General features: G+C 42.3%; 15 protein-coding genes and 2 pseudogenes. 5 read left to right on the forward strand and 12 right to left on the reverse strand.

Going from position 1 to position 23,723, the window contains the following annotated elements; translation table 11 throughout:
* Window positions 1-103: 103 nt before the first annotated feature.
* The 4 genes from V7L29_RS27030 to V7L29_RS27045 all read right to left on the reverse strand — a co-directional run bounded on the left by V7L29_RS27030 (window position 104) and on the right by V7L29_RS27045 (window position 3,820).
* A complete protein-coding gene (locus tag V7L29_RS27030) occupies window positions 104-349 on the reverse strand; it encodes a hypothetical protein (protein ID WP_334737379.1) in 246 nt (81 codons plus the stop codon).
* A gap of 2 nt (window positions 350-351) precedes the next feature.
* Window positions 352-1,245: a hypothetical protein gene (locus tag V7L29_RS27035; protein ID WP_334694207.1), complete on the reverse strand. Its 894-nt coding sequence runs from the start codon at window positions 1,243-1,245 to the stop codon at window positions 352-354.
* Between the two features lie 166 nt (window positions 1,246-1,411).
* A complete protein-coding gene (locus V7L29_RS27040) occupies window positions 1,412-2,188 on the reverse strand; it encodes an RNA polymerase sigma factor SigF (RefSeq protein WP_334694208.1) in 777 nt (258 codons plus the stop codon).
* A gap of 798 nt (window positions 2,189-2,986) precedes the next feature.
* Window positions 2,987-3,820: a photosystem II manganese-stabilizing polypeptide gene (locus tag V7L29_RS27045; protein WP_104905653.1), complete on the reverse strand. Its 834-nt coding sequence runs from the start codon at window positions 3,818-3,820 to the stop codon at window positions 2,987-2,989.
* Window positions 3,821-4,907: 1,087 nt separating this feature from the next.
* On the opposite strand from V7L29_RS27045, the gene V7L29_RS27050 reads away from it, so the two are divergent.
* Window positions 4,908-5,255 (forward strand): hypothetical protein, encoded by a 348-nt coding sequence (locus V7L29_RS27050; protein ID WP_334737380.1) that lies wholly within the window; start codon window positions 4,908-4,910, stop codon window positions 5,253-5,255.
* A 318-nt stretch (window positions 5,256-5,573) separates the two neighbouring features.
* Here V7L29_RS27050 and V7L29_RS27055 read toward each other — a convergent pair whose 3' ends face one another.
* A complete protein-coding gene (locus V7L29_RS27055) occupies window positions 5,574-10,619 on the reverse strand; it encodes an nSTAND1 domain-containing NTPase (protein WP_334737381.1) in 5,046 nt (1,681 codons plus the stop codon).
* Window positions 10,620-10,725: 106 nt separating this feature from the next.
* Window positions 10,726-12,057 carry a P-loop NTPase fold protein gene (locus V7L29_RS27060; protein WP_334694265.1) on the reverse strand — a complete coding sequence of 444 codons (1,332 nt, stop codon included), beginning with the start codon at window positions 12,055-12,057 and terminating at the stop codon, window positions 10,726-10,728.
* A 702-nt stretch (window positions 12,058-12,759) separates the two neighbouring features.
* On the opposite strand from V7L29_RS27060, the gene V7L29_RS27065 reads away from it, so the two are divergent.
* Window positions 12,760-13,593, forward strand: coding sequence for a cell division protein FtsQ/DivIB (locus tag V7L29_RS27065; RefSeq protein WP_334737382.1), 834 nt, complete (start codon window positions 12,760-12,762; stop codon window positions 13,591-13,593).
* Window positions 13,594-13,814: 221 nt separating this feature from the next.
* On the opposite strand, the gene V7L29_RS27070 is transcribed toward V7L29_RS27065, so the two are convergent.
* Window positions 13,815-14,060, reverse strand: a complete 246-nt coding sequence (locus V7L29_RS27070; RefSeq protein ID WP_334694212.1) for a hypothetical protein — start codon at window positions 14,058-14,060, stop codon at window positions 13,815-13,817.
* A gap of 561 nt (window positions 14,061-14,621) precedes the next feature.
* Here V7L29_RS27070 and V7L29_RS27075 point away from each other — a divergent pair.
* Complete coding sequence (locus V7L29_RS27075; RefSeq protein ID WP_334694213.1) at window positions 14,622-14,906, forward strand: hypothetical protein; 285 nt, start codon at window positions 14,622-14,624, stop codon at window positions 14,904-14,906.
* Between the two features lie 60 nt (window positions 14,907-14,966).
* Window positions 14,967-16,271, forward strand: coding sequence for a cell division protein FtsZ (ftsZ, locus tag V7L29_RS27080; RefSeq protein ID WP_334694214.1), 1,305 nt, complete (start codon window positions 14,967-14,969; stop codon window positions 16,269-16,271).
* Window positions 16,272-16,972: 701 nt separating this feature from the next.
* Here the strand turns inward: ftsZ and V7L29_RS27085 are convergent.
* Entirely contained in the window at window positions 16,973-17,617 is a 645-nt protein-coding gene (locus V7L29_RS27085; protein WP_334737383.1) for a hypothetical protein, read from the reverse strand.
* A 109-nt stretch (window positions 17,618-17,726) separates the two neighbouring features.
* Here V7L29_RS27085 and V7L29_RS27090 point away from each other — a divergent pair.
* Window positions 17,727-17,882: pseudogene (locus tag V7L29_RS27090) on the forward strand (IS4 family transposase); the annotation flags it as partial.
* Between the two features lie 85 nt (window positions 17,883-17,967).
* Here the strand turns inward: V7L29_RS27090 and gshB are convergent.
* From gshB to hflX, 4 genes and pseudogenes are all read right to left on the reverse strand, one after another.
* A complete protein-coding gene (gshB, locus tag V7L29_RS27095) occupies window positions 17,968-18,927 on the reverse strand; it encodes a glutathione synthase (protein WP_334737384.1) in 960 nt (319 codons plus the stop codon).
* A gap of 237 nt (window positions 18,928-19,164) precedes the next feature.
* Window positions 19,165-19,437, reverse strand: a complete 273-nt coding sequence (gene grxC / locus V7L29_RS27100; RefSeq protein WP_334737385.1) for a glutaredoxin 3 — start codon at window positions 19,435-19,437, stop codon at window positions 19,165-19,167.
* A gap of 622 nt (window positions 19,438-20,059) precedes the next feature.
* A pseudogene (locus V7L29_RS27105) lies at window positions 20,060-20,644 on the reverse strand (hypothetical protein); the annotation flags it as partial.
* Between the two features lie 1,015 nt (window positions 20,645-21,659).
* Complete coding sequence (gene hflX / locus V7L29_RS27110) at window positions 21,660-23,405, reverse strand: GTPase HflX (RefSeq protein WP_334737388.1); 1,746 nt, start codon at window positions 23,403-23,405, stop codon at window positions 21,660-21,662.
* Window positions 23,406-23,723 lie beyond the last annotated feature (318 nt).

The raw sequence follows: 23,723 nt of genomic DNA on the forward strand, positions 1-23,723 counted from the left end.
AGTCTAAGCGCCAGAAGCCGGCGCTCAGAACTTCGCGGAACGCGGGGATGCGGAGAGATTTTAATAATAAGTGATTATCCGAACTTGATATTAACTCAAGTCGTTAAAGACTATAGCGATTTTGATAGTAAACCAAAATTTGGTTAACTCGTTGCCGGCTTTCTGAACCAGAGTTTGCTGTCCACAAGATGGACAAGCCACCAATTTGACTTTGATTGTAATCAAACTGTTGGGATGACTGAGGAATTAAATCCACTTCTACCCCTTCAACTTGACGTAAATGAGCTGCTATCTCTCTATAGACTGCTAAAGGCAAACCAGCAAATTCAATTTTTTCCTTAGTCTCCATCTTTATGAAGCTCCAACATTCAAAGGATTTGAGGGGGGCGTTGTCACTGAAATAGGATTACCGCTAGCAGATGCAGCTGACGGCGTTGAATTGACAGCCCCTTCCCCTACCATTTTGGCAACTTCAATACCATATTGTTCCAGAATCACGATGGGGTTGTAGCCCTGATTCATTTCAATACGTTTAACCAGTACGCCATTTGCTAATCGCTGTCCTGCCTGCACATAGCGACTCGTCGGCTCATCTGGTACTTTAATAATCGCCTGTGGTTCCTTACTAATTAGAACTACACCAGTCACAAGCACTGCCCTTGCTAACTCAGGTTGTACTGGTGGTGGCAATACAGACACTAAAGTAGGGTTGGGGACAACTTGAGGCAAAACCTTAGGCAAGACTGAAGGCAAGGTAGGATTGACTTTTTTAGCTATGCTGCGTGTTGGAAGTTTTCGTTTAGCTAGTGATGCAGTAGGTAACTTAGGTGATACAAGAACAGGTCTGTTTAAAGCTATGCTGCGTGTTGGAAGTTTTCGTTTAGCTAGTGATGCAGTAGGTAGCTTAGGCAATACGGGAACAGGTCTTCCAGATGTTTTAGGCATTCCGGGAACCGTCTGCCCGAAAAGTTGTGCAAACGGGTCACTTCGATCTTTTGATAGCACAACTAGCCGTGCTCGCTCTGTAGCATTAGTGGATTGAATCAGGTTAACTGTAGGAGTAAATTGTGAAACCTGTTTGGCAGCTATCACTGGATTGTTAAAGGATTGAGCCGCTGCTGGCGACTTTGCTGCTATTTTGGGAATCGGCGCCGGATTGATGGCTTGTTGTGTATCTTCCGAAGCACATCCAGCGATCGCTAAAGTTAAAATAGCTGCAATTGTAATTTTTAAATTTCTGCCCATGAGCTGTTCTCAAAAGCCATTGGAAAATTGAAAAGTAGAAATCAACACGCCTGAAATTTGTATCAAAGGCAAAGTATGTTCCCTTTATAACCTAATTTTTTACATTTCAAAGGTTATTTTTAGCACTGCCTTCCCAGCATAACTGCGGCTTGGTATTTATTTGTAGTCAATCTTCTGCCGCACCCATAAGCTGTTTCATCAAATCCAGTCCTTTCTTGACTCTACGAGAAACCGTTACTACACTGATACCTAGATGTTCTGCAACTTGTTTTTGGGTCAAATCTTGCAAAAACACGCATTCCAAGACATCGCGGGTGCGTTTTTCTACCTGAACCAATGCTTGTTGTAAGCGAAGTTGGTCTTCTTGTGCTAATTGAAAGCTGCGATAGTGAGGATCTGGAACCAATTCTCCCAAACAGGCAGAGCCTTCTTCTCCGTCTTGGACTGGCACATCAAGACTCAAGGGAGCGCGATTGATCCATGCTAATTTAATTTCTTGCCATTCGTTTGGAGAAATTTCCAGTGCTGCTGCTAATTCCGAGTCGGTTGGTTGACGATTATGTTTTTCACGCCAAGAACGTGAAACTCCTATTGCTTGCTGTTGTAGCGCTAACCACCTCCGAGGAATTCGCACGGTGACACCTTTATCTCGGAGATAGTGTTGAATTTCACCCCGAATATAGGGAAGAGCATAGGAACTGAAAGCATGTCCCTTGGAAAGTTCAAATCTTTCAATAGCTCTGATTAAACCCAAACATCCAATCTGGAGCAAATCATCGTAGCTTTCATGACATTGATTCGTCCAGTAGTGAGCTTCTTTTCTCACAAGCCCAAAATTGAGTTTTACCAGTTGATTGCGGACATTTTCTGACGGAGATTGCTGATATTCTCGCAACAACTGCCAAATTTCGTGTTTTAGTTCATTGGTGACTGTGGTAGGCATAGCACCGGGTTTATTGACCAAATAAAGAATCAATTATTCGCTTTTAAATTCAGCTGCGATGGCGTACCCGCCCGCCGTAGGCGATCGCACGACATCAAAGACAATATCGCGCGATAGCGCTATATGTCCTAGCAAATACTATGGGAGACAACAACGTTTTTCTAGAAAAAACTCCATCGATTGCTTGACAATCGAGCAAAATTTAAATGGGCAAAATCGGTATTTAGTTTGTTATTTATCTTTGGTATGTCCTGTAGCTTTTTTATAACTACATAGAAATAAAATATAAAATTAATTACTAAATAACAAACCGAGATTGTACTTAATTTAAATTAATTAACGAGCAAGTTAATTGAAATAACTAAAACAACAGTGATCAGGATTTTTTTGGATCAGTAAAAGTTGGATTTACAGTAAAATTACCTGTCCATTTAACTGAGATTTATCCAATCTTTAAAAATTACTAATAATCTTTCAAAAATACTAAGTATATTTATGCAAGCTAATAAAAAAAGGGCATCTCACCCTTTTTTGTACTTAAGTCTATAATCTTTTAATGAAAGGGAAAAGGTTAAAGAGATGAATCAAGTCAGCCACAATACCGAGGTATCAGCCTATTGCCAATTGCAAGGGTTATTTCGTTCACAATCTTGCTTGGCTTTCACTTTTCTCCATCTTTGTAAAAAACCTATCTACCCCCCTGAAAAAAGAGGGTAAATAAGTTAACTTTTGTGATCAAGTCTGATACTTACAGAATTGTCGTTCTGAGTGCCAGTCAGTTGCGTTATTTAAGAGGATTTAGCCACGAGTCGGTTCAACCCGTCCATAAAATAGACCGCGAATCTTGACTTCTTTAGGTTCGCCAGCACCTAAATCTGTATCAGATGGCTGTTCGCTCTCGAAAGTACCAGCAATTTCACCACTAGAGCCATCTATTTTAGCGATTTGCAGAGAAATCTTGCCATTGAGATTTTCAGCACGCTTGACGTTAGTGCGGGTAAGTTCTTCATCATCTGCTTGGGCGGGGAGAGCCACGGCATTATCGTAGCCACTGACGACACCACGACCTTTGGGATCTAGGAAGGCAGCACCACGATAGGAAGGAACTTTGAAAGTGCCTTCAAAGTCCGTAGAGGTGTTTATACTGGTCAAACTGGGTTGGGTTTGAGCAACCAAGTTTTTGATAGTGAAGAGGAAAGGTACTCGCTCACCACCAGGAAGTTGCACAGTGATGGCTTGGAAGTCAAGACCATCAGTTTCCACAAAGGTCAGGCTATTATCTGAGTTGATTTTTAGGTTGCCTTGCACCTGGTCAATGGTGGAAGTGTATCTGGTCAACAATTTGCCAGCAACAAATTCTGCTTCTTGGCGTTTATTAGCAGGTTCTTCTTTGATGAAGAAGCTAGTTGGTTCCAAGCAAAGTTCTTTGATGGCATAGGATTGGCTAGAATCAATGGGAATAGAGCCACGGCGTGTTTCTGTTAGTTGGGGGCATTTGTTAGCCAAGCCAGTCCCGCGAATTTGATCGTAAGTGAGTACATCTCTACTGCTAGTAGCAGGAGCATCACTACAAGCAGTTATTAGCCCCAGGCACAAAGCCAAGAATGCAACAATTAAAGCGCGATACCTCATGGTCAACCTCAATCTCAAAAATTAATATCTAAGTTGTAAAACTGCATCGAAGCTTTGATCTCTGACGAGAAGCCGCTACTCTGCGAGAAGCTACCTTTAGTCGGACACGGCTTTGCTCTGATTGCCAGAGTTAAAACAAGTGTCCGGGCGTCTAGGTTGTCAACCGCCGCTCAAACTTTTCTGTTGCTAAACGTACTTAAACGTGTCGCTCTCTGGATCTTCGGGTGTAAGCCTCAGACAAGGTAGCACACTGTATCCATTTTGGATGTGTGTAACTAGGGGAGCAAAAAACCAGCAGTTTCACTGTTGGTGGCATTTGTTAGATTTGGGCGCGTGGATGAGTAAGCCCCACACAGAGCGGTATAAGTGCTTGCCTCGAAGAGTGCGAACAGAGGAGTCTGCTTCGCACTTTGCTCTTGCCTATGGCAAAAGCGGCGTCGCCCAAGTCTTTTTGTATCATGTATGTGACGCCACTACATACAGCCCATTGTTTGATTGGGAAATCAGCCAGATCATACGATTTTTTTTAACTCAAAATCAAAGTACTCAAAATCCAAGAAAGTCTCATCGTGATCACATCTAGCTGCTGTTATCGGCTATGTTAAACTTTACCGCTCCCTTTTATGAGCGATCGCAATTGCTTTTGATAAAGATACAAATCTAGTTATATTCACCCCTTACTAGAGCAAGTGAGGGGATGCGGGGACAAAAAGAGAAGTCGGCTATAGCAAGATCCCACAGGGTGCGCGGGCTTTTGGCGATAGCGCAGCCTCAACTCTTGCTTGGGCTGCACCCTAAGCGTAGCTATGCCGCAGGCTTTACGAGTTTGCGTCCCTTGCGCGTTCGCACTCTTTGCGTCTGGCTTTGCCTATCCCGTTGCCTTGGTCTTTGTCAGGATAAGGGTACAGAACTTCGGAGGGACGCTCTTAGACAGTGAGTTCAAAAAAACCATCTAGAAGCTTACAGAATGTTTATTTCCTCTACTATTTGTCTAGAATGACAGCTAATGAATCTAGGCTGGCAAGCTAGGGAAAATTAAAAATCTTCGGTAAATTTGAGTTGGCCTCATTTATACGGAAAGGGTGGGATGAACAATAACAAAAATATTGAATCAGAGAAGTTGTCCTGTAAACTGCAAGCGATCGCAACCGTGGTGTATGATGCAGTTCAGGTTTCTCAAGGCGATAGTGTAGCTCTTTTAGCTTTGCTGCGGCAATTGGAGCAGTTACACCGAGAGATCCGGGATGGGGTTTTTCAAGAGAGTTTGCCTGTTAACCGTCGGCAACTCTACTCACTACTGAAAGATATTGAGTCTGAAGGAGGCTGGCCTTACATTGAGCGTATAAGACTACAAGCATTTTTAGCGAATTTACTACAAGAGGCTCCCGAAGAAAATAGCCACGAGATTTTGGAGAGCGATCGCTCATCCAGCTGATTAGCTAGAAAATTATTTCGATCTCTGAATTAACAACTCTAAGCGCCTCATCAACCACTAAACCAAGAGCGGTTGCTCATTGAGGCTTCAACGTATTTCATAATTCTTAATTTATAATTCATAGTTTCCCAGAAACTAATAACTGTTTAATCTAGTACGTCATATTTTGAATTTTTAGCAAAGTCAGAGATGTTCCGCCTTCAGAGAAGTCGAGCCGGGGCTTTTGCCGATAACGCAACCCAAAGTAGAGAACGTTTGGCTTTGCCATCCCCAACGGGGTACTAAACAGGGCGTGATTTTGAATTTTGCGTAACGACGCTAGGGTCTACGGGTTATGCCATCACAAAGAAGGCGATCGCGCTCCTCAAGATTGCGGTTGTGCTTGAGGTAATCGCCCACCCAGTCGCAACCACGAACAAGCAGATCATCAAGATGTAAATTCCACAGAATTATCGTGTTGTCAGCACTAGCTGATGCTAGTGTTTGACCATCTGGGCTAAAACTGACACTTAATACCGGAGCGCGATGTCCATTGAGACTTTTAATTAATTTGCCTTCGCTGCTCCAAAGTTTCACTGTACTGTCCCAACTGGCGGCGGCGAGCAATTCACCATTAGGACTGAAAGTCACGGCATTGACGCTATCGCTGTACCCTTTTAATAAGGTTTTTAACAACGTCCCATCCCGTCGCCAAAGTTTTACGGTGTTATCCCAGCTAGCAGAAGCCAGCAACTCGTCAGTGGGACTAAAGCTGATACCCATCACCCAGCTGTCATGGGGTGAGAAAGTTTTGAGCAAAGTACCATCCCGCTGCCAAAGTTTTACAGTTTGGTCATCACTGGCAGAGGCTAAAATCTGACTATCAGGACTGAAATTTACGCTATTTACACAATCCTGATGCCCCACTAAGGTTTTGAGCAACTTGCCCTCACGGTTCCAAAGTTTCACTGTTTTATCTTTGCTAGCTGATGCCAAAAACTGACCATCAGGGCTGAAACTCACGCTCATTACACTATCAGTATGCCCGTAGAGAGTCATAATTAAAGTACCGTCAAGCCGCCAAAGTTTCACAGTTTTGTCATAACTTCCTGAAGCCAACATTTCACCTTTTGGGTCAAAACTGACACTAGGAACTTGATTTGTGTGCCCCACCAAAGTTTTGTAAAGTCGGGTTTTAACCTCGCCACTACTGGTGTATCGTTGCCAAAGTTTGACAGTGCGATCCTTACTACCAGAAGCTAGCATCTGACCATCGGGACTCCAAGCAACGCTCAAAACTCGCTTTTGATGCCCTTGAAGAATAGACGGTCTTGGGGCATCTAAACTCCATAGTTTCACGCTTTTGTCGAAACTTCCTGAAGCCAGAAATTTGTTATTTGGACTGAAAGCCAAGCTGACAACATCATCGCTGTGTCCTTTGAAGGTTTTGAGTAAAGTACCAGTGATACTCCAGAGGTTTATGGTATTGTCTTCACCTGCGGAAGCTAACTTTTTACTATCGGAACTAAAGCTCAAACTCCACACTGTACTGCGATGCTGCCGTAAAGTTTTGTAAGGACGAAAGTCAAAACTGTCTTTAGTGCTGTTACTTTCCCTGAGCCAAAGTTTCACTGTCTTATCTCGACCTGTTGACGCCAAGAATTTACCATCTGGGCTGAAAACAGCTATCATCACAGCCTGTTGATGTCCCTGCAAAGTTGTAACAAGGCTACCGTCCCGTCGCCAGATTTTCACTGTTTTGTCGTCGCTGGCCGAGGCGATGAATTGACCATCGGGACTGAAGTTTACCCAGTTAACCCACCCTCGATGTCCTCTCAGTATTTTTACTAGGCTACCGTTTTTGTGCCAGAGTTTTACGGTTGTATCCTTACCGCCAGTAGCTAACAACTCACCATCAGGACTGAAATTAACGCTGTCAACCGAATCTCCGTATCCTTTCAGGGTTTTATATGGTTTTGGGTCAAATTCACCTGTAACCGGGTTTTTGTGCCAGATTTGCACTGTTTTGTCAATGCTGGCGGACGCTAGGGTTTGACCATCAGGGCTGAAACTTACACAGGTAACAGCATCAGTGTGACCTTTGAGGGTTTGGAGTAAGGTACCGTCAGGACGCCAAAGTTTCACTGTTTTATCTTTGCTGCCTGATGCTAGCAACTGACCATCTGGGCTGAAAGTTACTCCCCAGACAACATCAGTGTGCCCTTCCAGGCGGTTAACCTCCGTTACCCCATAAACTGCCTGTTGCAGGGCTGTCACCACCCGCATTCGGGTATCTGGTTGCACTCCATCTCCCTGTTTAAGTCCTCTCCAAGCCCGCAAACTTTCTAATAGGGCATCAAACTCTTTATTAGACGCAAACAAAGCTTCGCTAGCAGCAGTGATCGCACTAATTTTAAAGTTAGTTTCACTGCGTTCAGCTCGTAGAGTTTGGCGAATTGCTGCTCTTTTTTGCAAGTCAGCTTGCCACCATAATGCTGCGATTGTTCCCCCCATAATTGCTAAGACTGCACCTGCTATCCGTGCTTCCCGCAGTCGCCGTTGCAATACCAAATTGAGTTGCTTTTGACTAAGTTTTTGGGCCACTTCAGCTTTAGTTTTTTCTAGTTTGACTTTTTCTAATTCGGCAATTATGCCATAGTTGTTTTTTTGGCGAATTGGTTCAACTAAATAATCGTGAACTAGCTGGTAGCGATCGCCTAACTCTTCTCTGACTCGCAACACCAAACATGAACCCACCAATATTTCTAAAATAAGTTCCCCAACTGTGTCAAAGCTTGATATTGTATCTAGATCATGATTATTAACTAATGCAGTAGCTAAATTAGCTTTAGTTTTTAACGGTCGCGTTCCCTTTTCATCAGTTAACTCAAATAATAATTTCCAACTTAACTCTTCGTTTTCCTGACCGCAGTCTTTGATAACTTCTCCAAGCCAGCGTTCCACCAATTTTGCCGAGCCGCCGCAAAGCTTATATTCTCCGAGTGTGGTAATGTTTTCTATTTGTAGTTGAGCACCAACTATTTGTAATTCAATTGGATGTACTTCGTCTAGTTCTCCTGTCAAATCCTGAACTAATTGGTTAATTAATTCATCACTCAGTTCATAATGGGAACGTTGAGTAAGACTGTGAATTATGGCTTTAGCATCCTGGCTAGAGAATTTTCCTAAATAGTAGCGAATGTCCTTATCGAGAATATTTTTATTAATTACTCCTAAATCATATAATCCAGTACTATTTTTCTGGCTAAAACGTTCAAATTCTAATAAATGATGTAAATAATCTTCTCTTAATGAAAGAATTATCTTGAGAAATGAAATATTTAAACATTCACTAAAAAATCTATAAAATTCCCTTCTTTGCGTGGGAGGATTACTAACAAAGAAAAATTCTTCAAATTGATCTAATATGATAATTATTGTACAATTGCACTTAGATGCTAACCGAATTTTTTCTAGCAAAATAGTAGGTGTAGAGTCAAGATTAACTGATATTCCTGTATATGCCAGCGCTTGGTTTATACTGCTTATCAAGATTGTAATCCAATCACTGTAAACAGACAAAACAATAGGTATAGGAATGCGTTCACCAATAACTTTTCCCTTGAGGGCTGGGACTAAACCAGCTTTGAGAATTGAACTTTTACCTACACCTGATGGCCCATAAATTACTGTGAGTTTGTAGTCAGCACGGGTAATTCTTTCAATTAAGCGATTGACATCTTGTTGCCGTCCAGAAGCAGATATTTCTTGGGGAATTTCTTCAGGAATAAACGGTATTTTGTGAGGTTCCAGTACTGGGTTAATTCTGGGGCGTTGCGGCTGCAATTGACTTGCCCCGATAAAGGCGCGAAAACCATACTGATGTTCTATTTGAATTTTTTCTTGCTTCAGCTTAAAGGCTTCTGTATAGTTATGACGCTCAAAAAAGTAAAGCGCTCGCAGTTCCTCTAAAATCTCTAAGTAAAGTGATGGCTGATGTTGTAGCTCACAAACGACCCTCGCCCATTCCAAGTTATTGATAGCCTCCTCCGATTCACCCAGATGCCGCTGTGTACGTGCTAGCAACAGAAGATACCAACTTTCTTGTCGTCGTGTTCGCAAAGCGTCTCGCAGAGAAACTTCTGTTGCTTCTTCGGAGATAGAAAGTGCTGTATTCGCTAATTCATGAGCCAGTACCCAATTCGACTCAGAAGCCGCCACATTTGCCAAAAAACCATAATTTTGAGCAACTTGTGCGGGAGTTCCATAAATTTTATGTAGATCTAATGACTTTTGAGCTAATTCTTTTAAGTCATCCCAGGCTTGTAAGCGTTGCAGCATTTCACAAGCAGGCAAAATAAATTTAGCAACTAAGTCTTCTCTTTGTACCTCTTTCAATAGCTCCAAGCATTGTTTAAACCACAAGAGAGCATGTTGGCAATAGCTACTATTAGTATTTTGGTATAAGTCTGCCATTCGGTGATAGCACAGCCCCAGGTGGAATAGTACTATTGCTTGCTTGAGTAAAGACGAGGGAGGGGTAGGGTGAGGGGATGAGATGGGAAAAGAAGAATTACTCTGCCACTGTGCCACTCTGCTTGCTTCCTGTTGCCACAATGCTAGGCTTCTTTGATAATTGGCTAAAGCACCATTAATTTGATCGTTGGCGTATTTATCTCGCCCCAACACAAATTCTAAACTAGCTTCTAATCCTGGTGTTAATTGAACGCCATAGAGGCGCAATAAATCATTACGGGCTGATTCTATTTCATGACGGTGTTGGGACTTGGGATCTAAATCGAGGAAGGCATTAGATAAAAAGGTTTCGGCACCTGCTTCTAAAACTTTGGCAAATAGAGATTCGGCCTCTTGGCGGATCAAAGCAATTAAATCTGCTTTGGTCATTTCAAATTTAATAGTGGTTACAGCCCAGCTTTTGAAATCAGGCGCTAATCTTGAAAGCAATGATGCCACTTCGTCTTGTAGCCACAACACAACTGGAAATGGAAAAGTCGCGGCATAGATATCTCGTGCTTGGTTGATGCCTGTAAGTAAGTTTTCCAGGTCGATAATTGACTCAATTCCGAAAACCATGACAGCGGATGGCAAAGAGTCTGTCAGGACGGCAGGATTATCTAAAGATAGTTCTGAGACTATTGTGCTGTGTAAGGAAGTAGTTGATGGATTAAGAAAGATTTCTCTAATATAGATGTCTTTGGTGACGGAGCGAATATTCTCTAACATTTGCTCACGTAATCGTCCATAGTTACATCGAACTAAAATCAAGGCAAATTGACCTTCAGAAAGCGCGATCGCTCTAATCAGTCTTTGCGAAGTATGCTGATTTTCTTTGGTGCAGACGCGTAGCTGCTTATCATTAGTCATTGGTTATTGGTGATTAGCCATTAGTTACTAGTTATTTATTAGCCATTAGTCAAAAGTCCAATAATAAAGAACAATTGACTAATGACAATTGACTCACTCAACACTGTTACTTGTTTTGTTGCCAAGCCAAAACTTTTTCTGTTTCTGCTAAGGCTGGACTGATGCCAAACCAGCGCCCCAGAGGATCGCGATATTCAAACAGATACATGCTTCTTAGTAAGCTCTGATAGTCAGACTCACCTTTAACTCTCTGCTGTTGCACTACTTCAAACAATAATTCCCATTGAGATTCATCAATAGCTAATAGAAGATCGTCGCGGTAGTCCTTAATCACGGCTTCTAAGCAGTCCCTAGAAAAAGGTGGATCTTCTCGTTGCAGGCAGCTATAAAGTAAACCCAATAAGTTACGAATGTGACCACCACTAACGCGACATAGACGATCCAAGGTTTGGGAGTGATCGAATAATTCTGTAATTAATAAAAGCCTTCCATTCAAAGGAACTTCTGGAAAAGCTCTTGCTAGAACTAACTGGCGCACTAGTGACATCCCTGGTTCGTAGTCACTGCCATCTCTTTGCCGCACTAATACCATCGGTAGTACTTTTGGCGCAATTCCTCCCCCCAGGCGGTTTTTCAGTGTCTCGTACTCATTGGAGAAAATTAAGGTTAGGGGAATTGTGTAAACTAGGTGGCATTTGAGTCGGCGTAACTGTTCGCCTCGGTCGATGAAGAGATATTCTGGTTGCGATCGCCCGGATGCTAAGGGACGCATATCGACTCGATCCAAATTATCTACAATCACTACCAGTCCTTTTTGACCCCGCAGCTTTAGCTGTTCAACAGCCTTTTCTAAAATTTCTTCGTTAATCGCTTGCAAAATACTATTGGTACGTGGTTCCAGATATTGCCTCAGTTGATTCCGCATTTGGGTGCTATCTTTGGTTTTGGCAGTAATTTTGGCAATACCCAAGGACAATTCTGCTTGTCCAGAAAGCTCTATGGGGCTTTGCAAAAAATCGCCTACTTCTTTAAACAAATTAGTAAAGTAACCAGGTTTGAGTTTGATGCCAATGCCTTCTAAACTGGCACTGACTTGACGGGCTACACTCAGCAAAATATCGCTGACATCAATATCCGCCATGTCTAAGTCTTGACTGGACTCAAAATAAACCACATGAAATCCCGCCAATTCTAGTTCTGTCTTGAGGCGCTGCAATTCCGTTGACTTACCGCAGCCAATGTGACCCGTAAATAACTGGCAGGTTGGCTCATCAGGAGAAATCCGAATGATAGTCCGCTGTAATTCTTCGACAATCTTGCAACCACGTACATCAGCAAAATCTATGTAATACTGCCGATCTAGCACGTTACTTATATTTAGGGTGTAGCTAGGGTTACATGCTTTATAAAAACGTGACAAATTTAATGTCGTTCTCATGTATGTAGATGTGTTAGTAGATGTGTATGTAGATGCAGTTAAATTCGTATTTTTTATACAAATAATCTCTATCCGAGATGTAGGCATACGATTAACTCGCAAGTTGGTAGTGTCTTGCAAGGGACAGCAGTTGGTGCAGGATCACTGTCAGTAGCTGTCAGTAGTATGGTAGAGATTTAATTGGCCCTAATAACCTTAAGCATATCTGTCCTTTTTACACCTGCTATTGAGGTTTTGACAATCTGTAGCTTTTACTTGACCTAGCACAAACTTTTAGGACTTAGTGAATCAGTAAAAAAAGCTACTAAATTATCTGGTTCTCAGTTTGTATAGCTGATGAGGTAGGACTGGTATGAATTATAGCAAGGTACACAGAGATACAGGAATACTGGTATATCATTTCACATTCTATTTGTCAAGGAAACAAAATCCTAAACATCTAAATTAATATTTTGTAATCTTTAGGTAAAAAATCTTCATAAATAACTTGTCAAAAAGGCTACAGTCTGTTAGCAATGGACACCGGAAACTTTCATCGTCACGATGGCTAGCACTACGATCTTTGTGTAGTTACTATAAAGTGTTACTAAAAATAAAAAAAGTCTTGAGGAGAGCGGCTAACAGATGCCAACAGTGTTTACTGAAATTAATAATGATACGAGGGCGTCAATAAATTTGGATTGTAACCAGAAAGGGGTTTGAATGGCTGGCATAATATCAGTTTCCCGCACGGATCTAGCCCAGCGTCGTCAGAAATTACGACGGCAGCGGCAGATGAGAATTATTCAGGCTATTTGGCGAACCTTTGCCATTACTGGTTTTGCGGGTGGATTGCTGTGGGTGGCAGTCCAACCAGTGTGGATGCTAAAAGCTCCCAAACAAATAGTGATGAAATTAGACAATAAATTACTGTCGGATAAGACAGCTCAGTCACTGTTAGTGCTATCTTACCCCCAGTCTTTGTGGCGGATTGAACCGTCGGCGATCGCCAACTCTTTGAAGAAACAACCAACTATTGCCCAAGCTCACGTCAAACGCCGCCTGTTTCCTCCTGGGTTAATCATTGAAATCCAAGAACGAGTACCTGTAGCGGTGACTCAAACACCTGGCAACAAAAAAGTAACAATCGGCTTACTAGATGCAAGTGGGGTCTGGATGCCTTTAGAAAAATACACATCACTGAATCCCACTAAGAAATTACCCAATCTCAGAGTAATTAGCTCGCCAAAACAATACTGCCTCTACTGGACTCAACTTTATCAAGCTGTCAGCCAAAGTCCTGTGAAAGTGATGGAAATTGATTGCCAAAATCCAACGAATTTAATTTTGAAAACAGAACTAGGAAATGTGCATCTCGGCTCTCCAGGCCCCCAGTTGTCTGAACAAATTAAGGTACTCGCCCAAATGCGCTCTTTAGCAGCAAAACTCAATTCCAGTCAAATAGAGTATATTGATCTGAAAAATCCAGAATTTCCCTTAGTACAAATGAACCAAAAAATCCCAAAATTAACTCCCAAAATCCCTAAAAACATCTAGCATGTTTAATGTATTGATAGTTCTTAGTAAATTAAGAGGCTTTATGCTGATAAATATATTTATTATTTTCAGTTTTTTAGCAAACCGCACGAAAATCGGCATTAACTTCTAATTAAAATGAGAAGATCAATTATAAAATCTCCATTGTGAGTAAAACACTCTCAATTGTGACCCTAACATCTAATAGTAGGGTGCAAGATGTCAGACAATCTCATGATGGTCTATAGCGTGCAAAACGCCTTCTGCCCATAGATTCTTTGACTAAACCCAGTGCGGAAAAGAGAAAAATGCTTGAGTTTTTCACTAAGATCAGACTCGCTTTTCAGATGGCACTGATGAAAACGGTTTACGCCGCCATCCAAGTGCAAAGCCAAAAACACTCTGGCTTTGGTCTGTTGAGGAAACTTCCAAAGACAGTTTACCGAAGTTTCAATCTGTAACAATACCGCCCAAAGTTGCGTAAGCATTGCTTTTCGGCAATAAGTTTGGACTAAGTAGGTAGGCACAATTAAACCAAACTGTGTAAACTTGTGTAAAGCGCCATAAACGCTTTGAATATAAGCTTTTAAGCGATTTACATTTCTTAATATAGTTGTATTTTTTAGCGCCCATCTACTTACCCCTCTTTTGTTACTTTTGGCAGAGAATAATCTGGGATGCTTACAGCATAAGACTTTTACCAAAAACCTTGATTTCGGCCATTCTATTAAAAAATAAAGGCTCAAATGCTCGCTGTATCTACAGTTGAAAATTTGGCTCTTATTTTTCTTCTCCCTGAGTGACAAAAGAGGGTTACTCTGTGCCGTAATATCCTATTCGGTAACGAAACCTCTTAGAAAATCTTGATTTGTTGACCGCACTAGTGAGGGTTCCTGTAGGATAGACTATTGCTTCACTAAAGTGTCCATTCAGACCCCCAAACAACAAGTTAATCAGGTATAGTCTGACAAGTAAATTCTTACTTACTTTCACCTTAAAGATAAGTAAGTATAACGTAAGTTTTGTGTCTAAAGTTGCAATCATCCCTAATGGTGAAACCTATTAACAATATTATTGTTGAGACAGAGAAGAGGCGCTATAGTGTGTCTTTACAAGTTATGCCCTCCGTTGAGAATAATCAAGAGATTAATGTCTGGTTGAAGTTATACACGTTACTTTTAAATAAATGTAGGTATACTTCTCTAGAATTGGCTGTGCGATCGGCTGCCTTAAAAGCTTATCCCATAGCAAATTTTCGCACTGGCAATTCTGTTAGGCTTGGCAGTAGTGAAAACAATAAAGGACAGTGCCATAGTATGGCAGTGTCAAACTAAAGTTGACTCTGAGGTGAATAACACCTGAAAAAGTCGTTTATCTACCCTTTCACAAATCCAATGACACTTGATAATAACCAAGGACTTACCTATAAAAATTCCCAATCTACGGGACAGCCGGGGTTCTCTCTGGCAGTTAATTCGACCAATCCCTTTAATAACTCTGGGCTGAACTTCGGACAAAATCACGATAATAAGAAGATTTCTGCGGAAAATAGCCGAATTGGCGAGATTGTTCCTGGTCGAGTCGCCAACATCAAAGTGATTGGTGTCGGTGGCGGCGGTGGCAATGCTGTTAACCGCATGATCGAGTCTGATGTCTCTGGGGTAGAGTTTTGGTCAATTAACACTGATGCCCAAGCTCTTACCTTAGCTGGCGCTCCAAGTAGATTGCAAATTGGACAGAAGTTAACACGGGGTTTAGGAGCAGGTGGTAATCCTGCCATCGGTCAAAAGGCAGCTGAGGAATCACGGGACGAAATTGCTACAGCTTTAGAAGGGGCAGACTTAGTATTTATCACTGCTGGTATGGGCGGTGGCACTGGGACAGGTGCAGCTCCAATCGTGGCAGAAGTAGCCAAAGAAATGGGCGCTCTCACTGTTGGTGTAGTCACACGTCCATTTGTGTTTGAGGGACGCCGCCGCACCAGCCAAGCCGAACAAGGTATTGAAGGACTAAAAAGTAGAGTAGATACACTGATCATTATCCCCAACAACAAACTGCTAGAAGTGATCCCCGAACAAACGCCTGTACAAGAAGCTTTTCGCTATGCAGATGATGTGCTGCGTCAAGGGGTACAAGGTATTTCTGATATCATCACGATCCCTGGTTTGGTAAATGTTGACTTTGCTGATGTCCGAGCTGTGATGGCAGATGCAGGATCGGCATTGATGGGAATTGGAGTGAGTTCTGGAAAATCTAGAGCCAGAGAAGCAGCGATCGCAGCTATTTCTTCGCCGTTACTAGAATGTTCTATTGAAGGCGCTAGAGGTGTTGTATTTAATATTACTGGTGGTACTGACCTCACTTTGCATGAAGTGAATGCTGCCGCAGAAGCAATCTATGAAGTAGTTGATCCCAACGCCAATATTATTTTTGGGGCTGTAATTGATGACAGACTCCAAGGTGAGGTCAGAATTACTGTAATTGCCACCGGGTTTACAGGTGAAGTGCAAGCTGTGCCACAACAAAGCGTGGCTAACGTTCGGGTAGCATCTAATACTCCTAAGCGACCAACAACCCAGCAACCCACAGTTAATCCTCCAACCTCAACCCCAACTCCAACTCCAACTCCGGAACCAAAAGAAAAACCTGGATTGGATATACCTGATTTTCTGAGAAACCGACGTACACCACGGAATTAAGAAATTTTGGATTTGAAATTTTAGATGAAATTAGCAGTCTCAGATCAGGCTGAGTGCTGTATAAAATCTGCTAGTTACAGGGTTTTCCCAAAGGCAGGGGTAAGCAATCTGTTGCCATCCCCAATTTTGCCAATTGGTCAAAAAACTCGTCAACCCTACTTTATAAAATGAACTTGGGCAGGAGTCTGCTGGCTCGCATGTCCAGCTATGCTTTTGTCACAAAAAACAGGAAGCACTGTCCAATTACGGATGCGTCACTGATAACGTACCTCTACTCAAAAGCCAGCTAGCAAGAGCGTCTCGTAGAGAAGCGGTTAGCGAGTCTTCTCCCTTCGCGCAGCGTCTGTCTGCGACACGCTGCGCGAACGTAGAGAAGGGAAGATGCCCGCCGTAGGATGCCCGTAGGGCTGTAGGGCGAACGAGCGTCACGAACGTCACAGCCCATCGTAGACATCGCTACATCTACCTTCACTCAAAACAGCGGAAATTTAGAAAAAACACTACTTATATTCATTCCCAGTGTTGGTTAAGCTGTCTAACCAACACAGTAAACCAGAAGAAGCACGGCTGTTGTACGTAGCAATGACATAGTAACCCGCATCAATTAATCCTGACTGAAGATCGCCAGTTGAAATTTACAGCTGTGTTGAGACAGCATTAAGAAAAGTACTTTAGTAATGAAATACTGGCACGCTTAAAGATCAAACAGAAGTGGCTCTTTGGCAGTGTCGGCGCATCAACAGATAAACTCCCATCACACCTACACCAATTAGTGCTGTAACGGTTTTTGATTCTGGAACTGTCTGGAATGAGCCATTCACACTAAACTGACCTTTTAAGGCAACACCTACCTGTAAACTGAGTGGCTGGATCTCGGAAAAGGCTAATGTGCCAGTAGCACTCCTGAATATCCCCTCACCTCCAATAATATTGACAGTACCAGAAGACTTCACTGTAAGCGTTTCAAAGTCAATCAACCCAGTACCACTTGCAGATCCAAACAACTTGTCACTGCTGCCGCTTCCTTCAAACGTGATATAGCCAGAAGGAAACCCCTGTAAGTCGAAAGCTGTCGGTTCAGTGTTGAAACTGTAGAAACCTGTAGCAAAATTAGTTTGGGAGTAGCTCAGGCTATTAGTTTGGAGCAGTCCATATGGGGCATCAGTGCTTGAACCTGGAACAAATATTTGTTCTAGGTTTGGCGTGAGGTCTTTGGCGGTTGCCAATATATCGTAATTGGCGCTAAATGGATAAGTAGTTTGCGCTATCGCTGGATTTGTACGCACCCCAAAAGTGGTTAACATCAAAGCGGCTGAAACCAGCCAGAAATTTTGTAAGTGAATCATACTCGGCATTCCTTTTAAAGTAGAACATATTGATTCTTACAAAAAACGACATACATCTCTCATCTAAGGAAGTCAATAGGAGAGATTGAGATGAATTTAACGCTTGAGCAAAAAGCTACAGAAATATATCGGGCGCGTCAAAAAATATAGGTGTGTTTAAAGACGACATAGCAATTTTTATATTGGATTATATGGTTATACCTGGGTCAATTTCATGGAAAGCAATCATGAACTAGTAGATGATTTCTTGAGATTAAGTCCTTAGTTGTGCGTGAGTACATTGTGGACAATCTCACCAATACTTGTACTGTCTAAATCCATGGATGATATTTTTTGTCAAGGCGTAAGTACTAGGTTTGTTCAATCCATTGAATAACTTGATAACCAAGGTGAGTACCATCTAGGCGATCAATCTCACGAATTCCGGTAGGACTGGTGACGTTAACTTCAGTCAAATAGCCACCAATAACGTCAATACCCACAAAAATTAAGCCGTCTTGGCGTAAGCGTTCAGCTATTTGGGTACAGATTTCATGCTCTCTTGGGGTAATTTCGGTTTGAGCGACTGTGCCACCAGTTGCCATATTATTGCGAAAATCAGTTCCACTAGAGAGGCGATTGAGTGCACCAATCGGTTCGCCATTCAGCAGGATAATTCGCTTATCTCCCTCTTTTGCCTCTGGTAAATAGATTTGCACCATTACAGGCACTCGACCTTGGAGGGTGCTGAGTTCGACAATGGAGTTAAAATTGCGATCGCCTGATTGCAAAAACAAAATTCCTTCCCCAGCTTTGTTACCCAATGGTTTGAGAACCGCAGCTCCTTTTGCTTCGACAAATTTCCGGATAAACTGCTTATCAGCACTGACAATGGTTTCTGGAATCGCTTTGGTAAACTGGAGGGCATACATTTTTTCATTTGCCCCTCGGATGCCACTGGGACTGTTAATCACCAGGGTTTTATTTTGGTCAATGTAATCGAGAATGTAGGTGGCATAGAGGTAGGAATCATTGACTGGTGGATCTGTCCGCATAAATACGGCGTCCATTGTCTCTAAAGAAGTTAAGGAGGAATTGCTCAACTGATACCAAGAATTCGCCGCTACCCACCGTCTGTCCACCAACTGTACTGGTACAATTTCTACTCGCTGTAGGATAGCCCAAGCTTTGCCCTCCACTACACTCAGCAGATTTGCCTGAGTTACCCAAACTTCATGTCCCAGGATTTGCGCTGCTTCAATCAGGGCAATACTAGTATCATGACACGGGTCAAGCTGATGGATCGGATCAATGATAAAAGCCAGTTTCACCCTTTATACCTCAATCGCCAAGAAATTAAATGGTTATTCAATTATTATCTCTTGATGATCTTAGCAATTGACGTACATCTGTACTGCTAAGTAGAATCTGGAGGGTAAAATCTGGTGAATAGACATCGGTTTTGTGGAGATAAAAGCCCGTAGATAAGGCAATGCTTTGTTTTTCCAGAGTTGTAGCGACTGCCGTGTAATTTGAGCGGCTTGTCGCTAGTGCAATATCTTCTGAACCTAAACGTTCTTGTTAGAAGTTAGTAGCTCATCTAGCTTGCCTTGTCTGTCTAAAGCATGGATATCATCACAACCACCAATATGATCATCATTGATGAAAATTTGCGGTAAAGAGCGCCGTCCATTTGCTCTTTGAGCCATTTTATTTCTGGCTACCTCATCTCCATCAATGCTGTATTCGATAAATTCAACTCCCTTGTTCTTCAGCAAACTTTTGGCACGAATGCAAAACGGGCAAGTCCTCCAAGTGTAAATTTCTACTTTTGCAGCCATAATGTCCTCAACTTGATTTAATACTTCTTAATTTTAGAACTTTGCCACTGGCTGTAGCGGCTTTATCTCGTTTTGACTTGATCTTCAGAAGTGGCTAACCGGACTTAAACAAAAATTAAGCCCAAATCTAGCCCAAACTAACTTTATAACCCACATTCTGCACCCTAAAGTGTCGCACTACGAATTTTGGACGTTTGAAGATTTGGGAATGGCGATCGCCATGCAAAATTGGTTCATTTTAAGAAAAATTGTATCCTTTATTGTGAAAAATACGAGTGCTGTAATACACCAATAATTAGACACAGCGATCGCTACCCATTCGAGTTAACCAATAGAGATACTTGGGTAGTTTTCAAAGATGTCTAATCTAACGCAACGGTCTTTTGTTGCGTCCCTGGTATAACCCACTGAACGCATACAAAAGCATCAAGTTTTTAGAAGTAATTGAATAAATTTCAAAATAAATATCTGGTTAGTCTCTACATAATCTCTACATAAAAGTACAGGTAGTTTGGCAGATAACACTTTTTTCCTATCTAGCTCCCTTCACTTTTTCTTTTCTTCAACTCTTGCAAAAGTACTTTTTACAAGAGTTGAAGAAAGAGTATCCTACTAACGACTGTTATTCATTAACAATTGTAAAGCCTTCATATTGAACTGCACTGGCAACATTTGGTAAATTAACGTTACCAAGTAAAGTGGCGGTTGCAAAGCCAGCGCCATTAGTACCCGTGGCACTACCTAAACCTAGACCTGATGCAGCAAGTTCATCTTGGTAGCCTGTGATCTCATAGATAGCGCCAGTTTCCAGCCAACCGATCAATCTTTGAGAACCGACGTTAGTAAATGACAGCCCAGAATCTGCGTCAACATTCAAAGGTTGTCCTGAAGGAGTTCTCAGAGCAATCGGCGCAGATAGCTGACCAGTGAGCAGATCGACTTTGTAAAGATTGTTCCCATTTCCATCACTAGTATGGAAATCACTAGCAAAAGCACGAGTATTACCAGGATTGAGATTGTCGATAGCTAATCCATCGGCAAATTTTCCCGGGTTGGTAGGTTGAGTTCCTCGTATTTCTGCAGAAGTAGGTGTTGAGTCTACAAGGCTAATAGTTCCAGGATTAGCTGTAGTAATTTTATAAAGAGAGCTTCCTACTGGTTCTCCACCAAGATTAGCAGTTTTATTTCCTGAAATGTTGTACAGAGCACGAGAAGCTTGCAAAACTGAAATACTACTAAACTTTTGACTGTAAACAGGCTAGGACAACTTAACTCAAGACAGTTGTAGTTACTATTTGCTCAACAAGATTCTAACTTTTAGTAAAAATTTACTAAAGTCAAAAATGTTTTTGAGAGACCAGTCCTATCTGATTTGTGAAAATTGCTTTTAAACAAACTTTTGATTCGCCAAAAGAACAGAAAATTCCACAACAGATTTAGGATAAACATAGTAAATTCAAGCCTTACTGTAGGTTTAATCGATTTGGGAAATAAAAAATTAATGAAAATGGCTGAAATCCTATTTTTCAATATTAAATATGGCTTGCCTTTACCTGTTTAATCTTTGGAGACTTGGACAGTCCATAGTGGAATGCCTGCGATGGGCGAAGCCATCGTGGTGGACATATCCTATGATTAATGGCAACATATTTTGTGAAAGTAGGGTATGTGAGAACTTGATGTCGGGAGTACAAATCTCAAAACTACATCTAGTTACACTTACAGACATTTTTGGGAACTAATTATTTCCAAGTTGGATTAAATTAACAGAGAGTCAAGCGTCTCTGATTTACCCATTAAAAGTCAAACCTTAAGGTTAAGAACTGTATTTGGAATGATCTTAATAACAAGATATTTGAGTAATGTTAAGAATAATTTTCCTAATCGTTAAAGTTTAATAACATTTAGTTAAGGTTTAGTAGCTACAGAACGACGCTTGGGCTTGTAGCTGACTTTTCACGGTAAGTCCTCAAACCACGAAACAGCGTGGCTTTTTCCACAGCCTAATTCTCAATAGTTATAAGTTAATGAAAATAGCTAATGTAAAAATCAGGGCTTGAGAAACATTCAAAATGACCTTTTCCACATGCCGTGAAAAGTCAGATTTATATGAGTAACTTCAGCTTAGTGGAGTAGAAATATTTTTTATCTTTAATAGCAAATGCCGTAGTTATATTGACTACGGCATTTTTAACTGAAATACAAAACTTTAATTTCAGTATTTACCCACAGTCAACGGCATATTCAATCAGCTGGGCAAGGCGCTGACGTAGGGTTTCTAATCCCAAGCGCTGACTCGCAGAAATAAACACCGCTAAGGGAAATTCTTCCCTAGCTAGAGCCAGTGTCTCACTATCGGCTTGATCAATCTTGTTAAAAACAACCAGCGCCGGCCCAGGAGTTATTGGCATTTGCGCCAAAATTTCCCTAACTGAGCGAATATGACGCAACCAAGCGGGGTGAGACAAATCCACCAAATGTAGTAGAGCATCGGCTTCTGTAACTTCTTCCAAGGTGGCACGGAAGGCATCCATTAACGATGCAGGCAGTTCGTGTATAAACCCTACCGTATCTGTAATCAGAATTTCTTGAGGTTCATTTGTTTCGCCATGAGGAATTACCAGACGGCGCGTGGTGGGATCGAGAGTGGCAAATAGCTGGTCGGCTGTATAAACTTCTGCATTTGTAAGAGCATTCAGCAAAGTGGACTTCCCAGCGTTGGTATATCCAACCAAAGCCACTGAGGGAACTTCTCGATGCTGCCGTCGCTGCCGTAACCGCGAACGATGGGCCTGCAACTGATCCACTTCTTTTTGCAGTCGGGAAATGCGCTGCCCAATGGCACGGCGTTCTGTTTCTAGTTTGGTTTCACCAGGGCCACGAGTCCCAATACCACCACCCAATCGGGACATGGTACGACCTCTACCAGCCAGTCGCGGCTGCATGTATTCTAACTGTGCTAGTTCTACTTGCAACTTACCAGCACGGGACTGAGCGCGTTGGGCAAAGATATCCAAAATGACTTCGGTGCGGTCAACCACCCGGATACCAATTTGCATTTCTAAGTTGCGGACTTGGGAGGGTGAGAGGTCGCGGTCAAAGACGACAAGATTAACTCCTAGTGTTTGGGCAGTTAGGGCAATTTCTTGCACCTTACCTTCGCCAACTACTGTCTGGGGATGAATGCGCGATCGCTTTTGTTGTATTGTCTGCAATACATCTCCCCCAGCCGTATCAACTAAACGTGCCAATTCCAGTAGGGTGTCTTGGAATTGTAAGGGAGTCATCTCACTGGTCATCAGCCCCACAATTAGCACGCGATCATGGTCAGCATCTACTTCCTGGGCGACAAATTCCCGCTGGAATTCCGCTTCCAGATTTTCTACCAAATCTACTAAATCCTGGTCTGCCAAATCGTCTAAATTCAGAGGTGGCGATATATTCCAACTTGGGCTTTGGATTTGGCTCTCCTCTAGTTTGAGAGCAGCAGGACTAGTAATCAGGGTGCGAGATTCTTGAGGTGTCAGATGAGCTAGATAAGCTTCTTTGACGTACCCAGTCGAACCGCCTCCCCGCCGTGTAAATCCGGTTCCGGTAATGTTTAGGACAACTAGGGCATCTAAGCGTTGCAGTGCCATCGCCGTGAGCGCCGCCTCATTTGGCGGTTCTGGCTTCAGATGGGTGGCAATACAACGAATACCGCTGAGTCGTTCTGCACCGTAACGGGGCAATTCCATCAGTGGTATTTGCGTTTGACGCGGTGTGCCTACCCCGACGCGAATCACTTGTCCGCGACGGTTAATATAGGCGCACACAGGCTGATTGACTTCTGTGCTAATTGCTGCCAGACGCTGGGAAAACTCAGGTGTGGTGATGCGATCGCCTGGTATGCGCTGGTGATACAGCCGCTGTAGTTGTTTCAGCTGGCTGGACTTCAGACCTTGGAGATTTCCAAAAATAGTCTCTATAGGCGTTTATGACCAGTTAAATGGCCCCCCGAATTCTTATAAGTCTATTTTACAACAGGGTTTCGGCTCCTATCTCTCTCCTTTGAGGGATGCATTGTGAATTAGTTCACGGTGGGTATTTATTTTAAGCGATTTTGGTGGTAGTAACTCACAAATCGAGCAATGGTAACAACACGCGCCGTCTCAGAACAAAATTTAAGGATCTATTTCACCAGTTTGTTGAAGTGCAAAATTGATAATAGTTTCACTTAGCCTAATTCCACGAGCAATCATTCTACCAATTGCTTGTTTAATATCAATAGGGTATCCTTCTCGGTG

The organism is Nostoc sp. (assembly GCF_036916575.1).
Taxonomy (GTDB): domain Bacteria; phylum Cyanobacteriota; class Cyanobacteriia; order Cyanobacteriales; family Nostocaceae; genus Nostoc.

What these genes read in the sequence shown, in the direction of transcription:
- V7L29_RS27085 (WP_334737383.1), bottom strand. Translation starts at nt 17,617, where the DNA reads ATGATTCACTTACAAAATTTCTGGCTGGTTTCAGCCGCTTTGATGTTA.
- V7L29_RS27040 (WP_334694208.1), bottom strand. Translation starts at nt 2,188, where the DNA reads ATGCCTACCACAGTCACCAATGAACTAAAACACGAAATTTGGCAGTTG.
- V7L29_RS27050 (WP_334737380.1), top strand. Translation starts at nt 4,908, where the DNA reads ATGAACAATAACAAAAATATTGAATCAGAGAAGTTGTCCTGTAAACTG.
- V7L29_RS27070 (WP_334694212.1), bottom strand. Translation starts at nt 14,060, where the DNA reads ATGCTTACGCAACTTTGGGCGGTATTGTTACAGATTGAAACTTCGGTA.
- V7L29_RS27075 (WP_334694213.1), top strand. Translation starts at nt 14,622, where the DNA reads ATGGTGAAACCTATTAACAATATTATTGTTGAGACAGAGAAGAGGCGC.
- V7L29_RS27055 (WP_334737381.1), bottom strand. Translation starts at nt 10,619, where the DNA reads ATGACTAATGATAAGCAGCTACGCGTCTGCACCAAAGAAAATCAGCAT.
- V7L29_RS27035 (WP_334694207.1), bottom strand. Translation starts at nt 1,245, where the DNA reads ATGGGCAGAAATTTAAAAATTACAATTGCAGCTATTTTAACTTTAGCG.
- V7L29_RS27045 (WP_104905653.1), bottom strand. Translation starts at nt 3,820, where the DNA reads ATGAGGTATCGCGCTTTAATTGTTGCATTCTTGGCTTTGTGCCTGGGG.
- V7L29_RS27065 (WP_334737382.1), top strand. Translation starts at nt 12,760, where the DNA reads ATGGCTGGCATAATATCAGTTTCCCGCACGGATCTAGCCCAGCGTCGT.
- grxC (WP_334737385.1), bottom strand. Translation starts at nt 19,437, where the DNA reads ATGGCTGCAAAAGTAGAAATTTACACTTGGAGGACTTGCCCGTTTTGC.
- V7L29_RS27030 (WP_334737379.1), bottom strand. Translation starts at nt 349, where the DNA reads ATGGAGACTAAGGAAAAAATTGAATTTGCTGGTTTGCCTTTAGCAGTC.
- ftsZ (WP_334694214.1), top strand. Translation starts at nt 14,967, where the DNA reads ATGACACTTGATAATAACCAAGGACTTACCTATAAAAATTCCCAATCT.
- V7L29_RS27060 (WP_334694265.1), bottom strand. Translation starts at nt 12,057, where the DNA reads ATGAGAACGACATTAAATTTGTCACGTTTTTATAAAGCATGTAACCCT.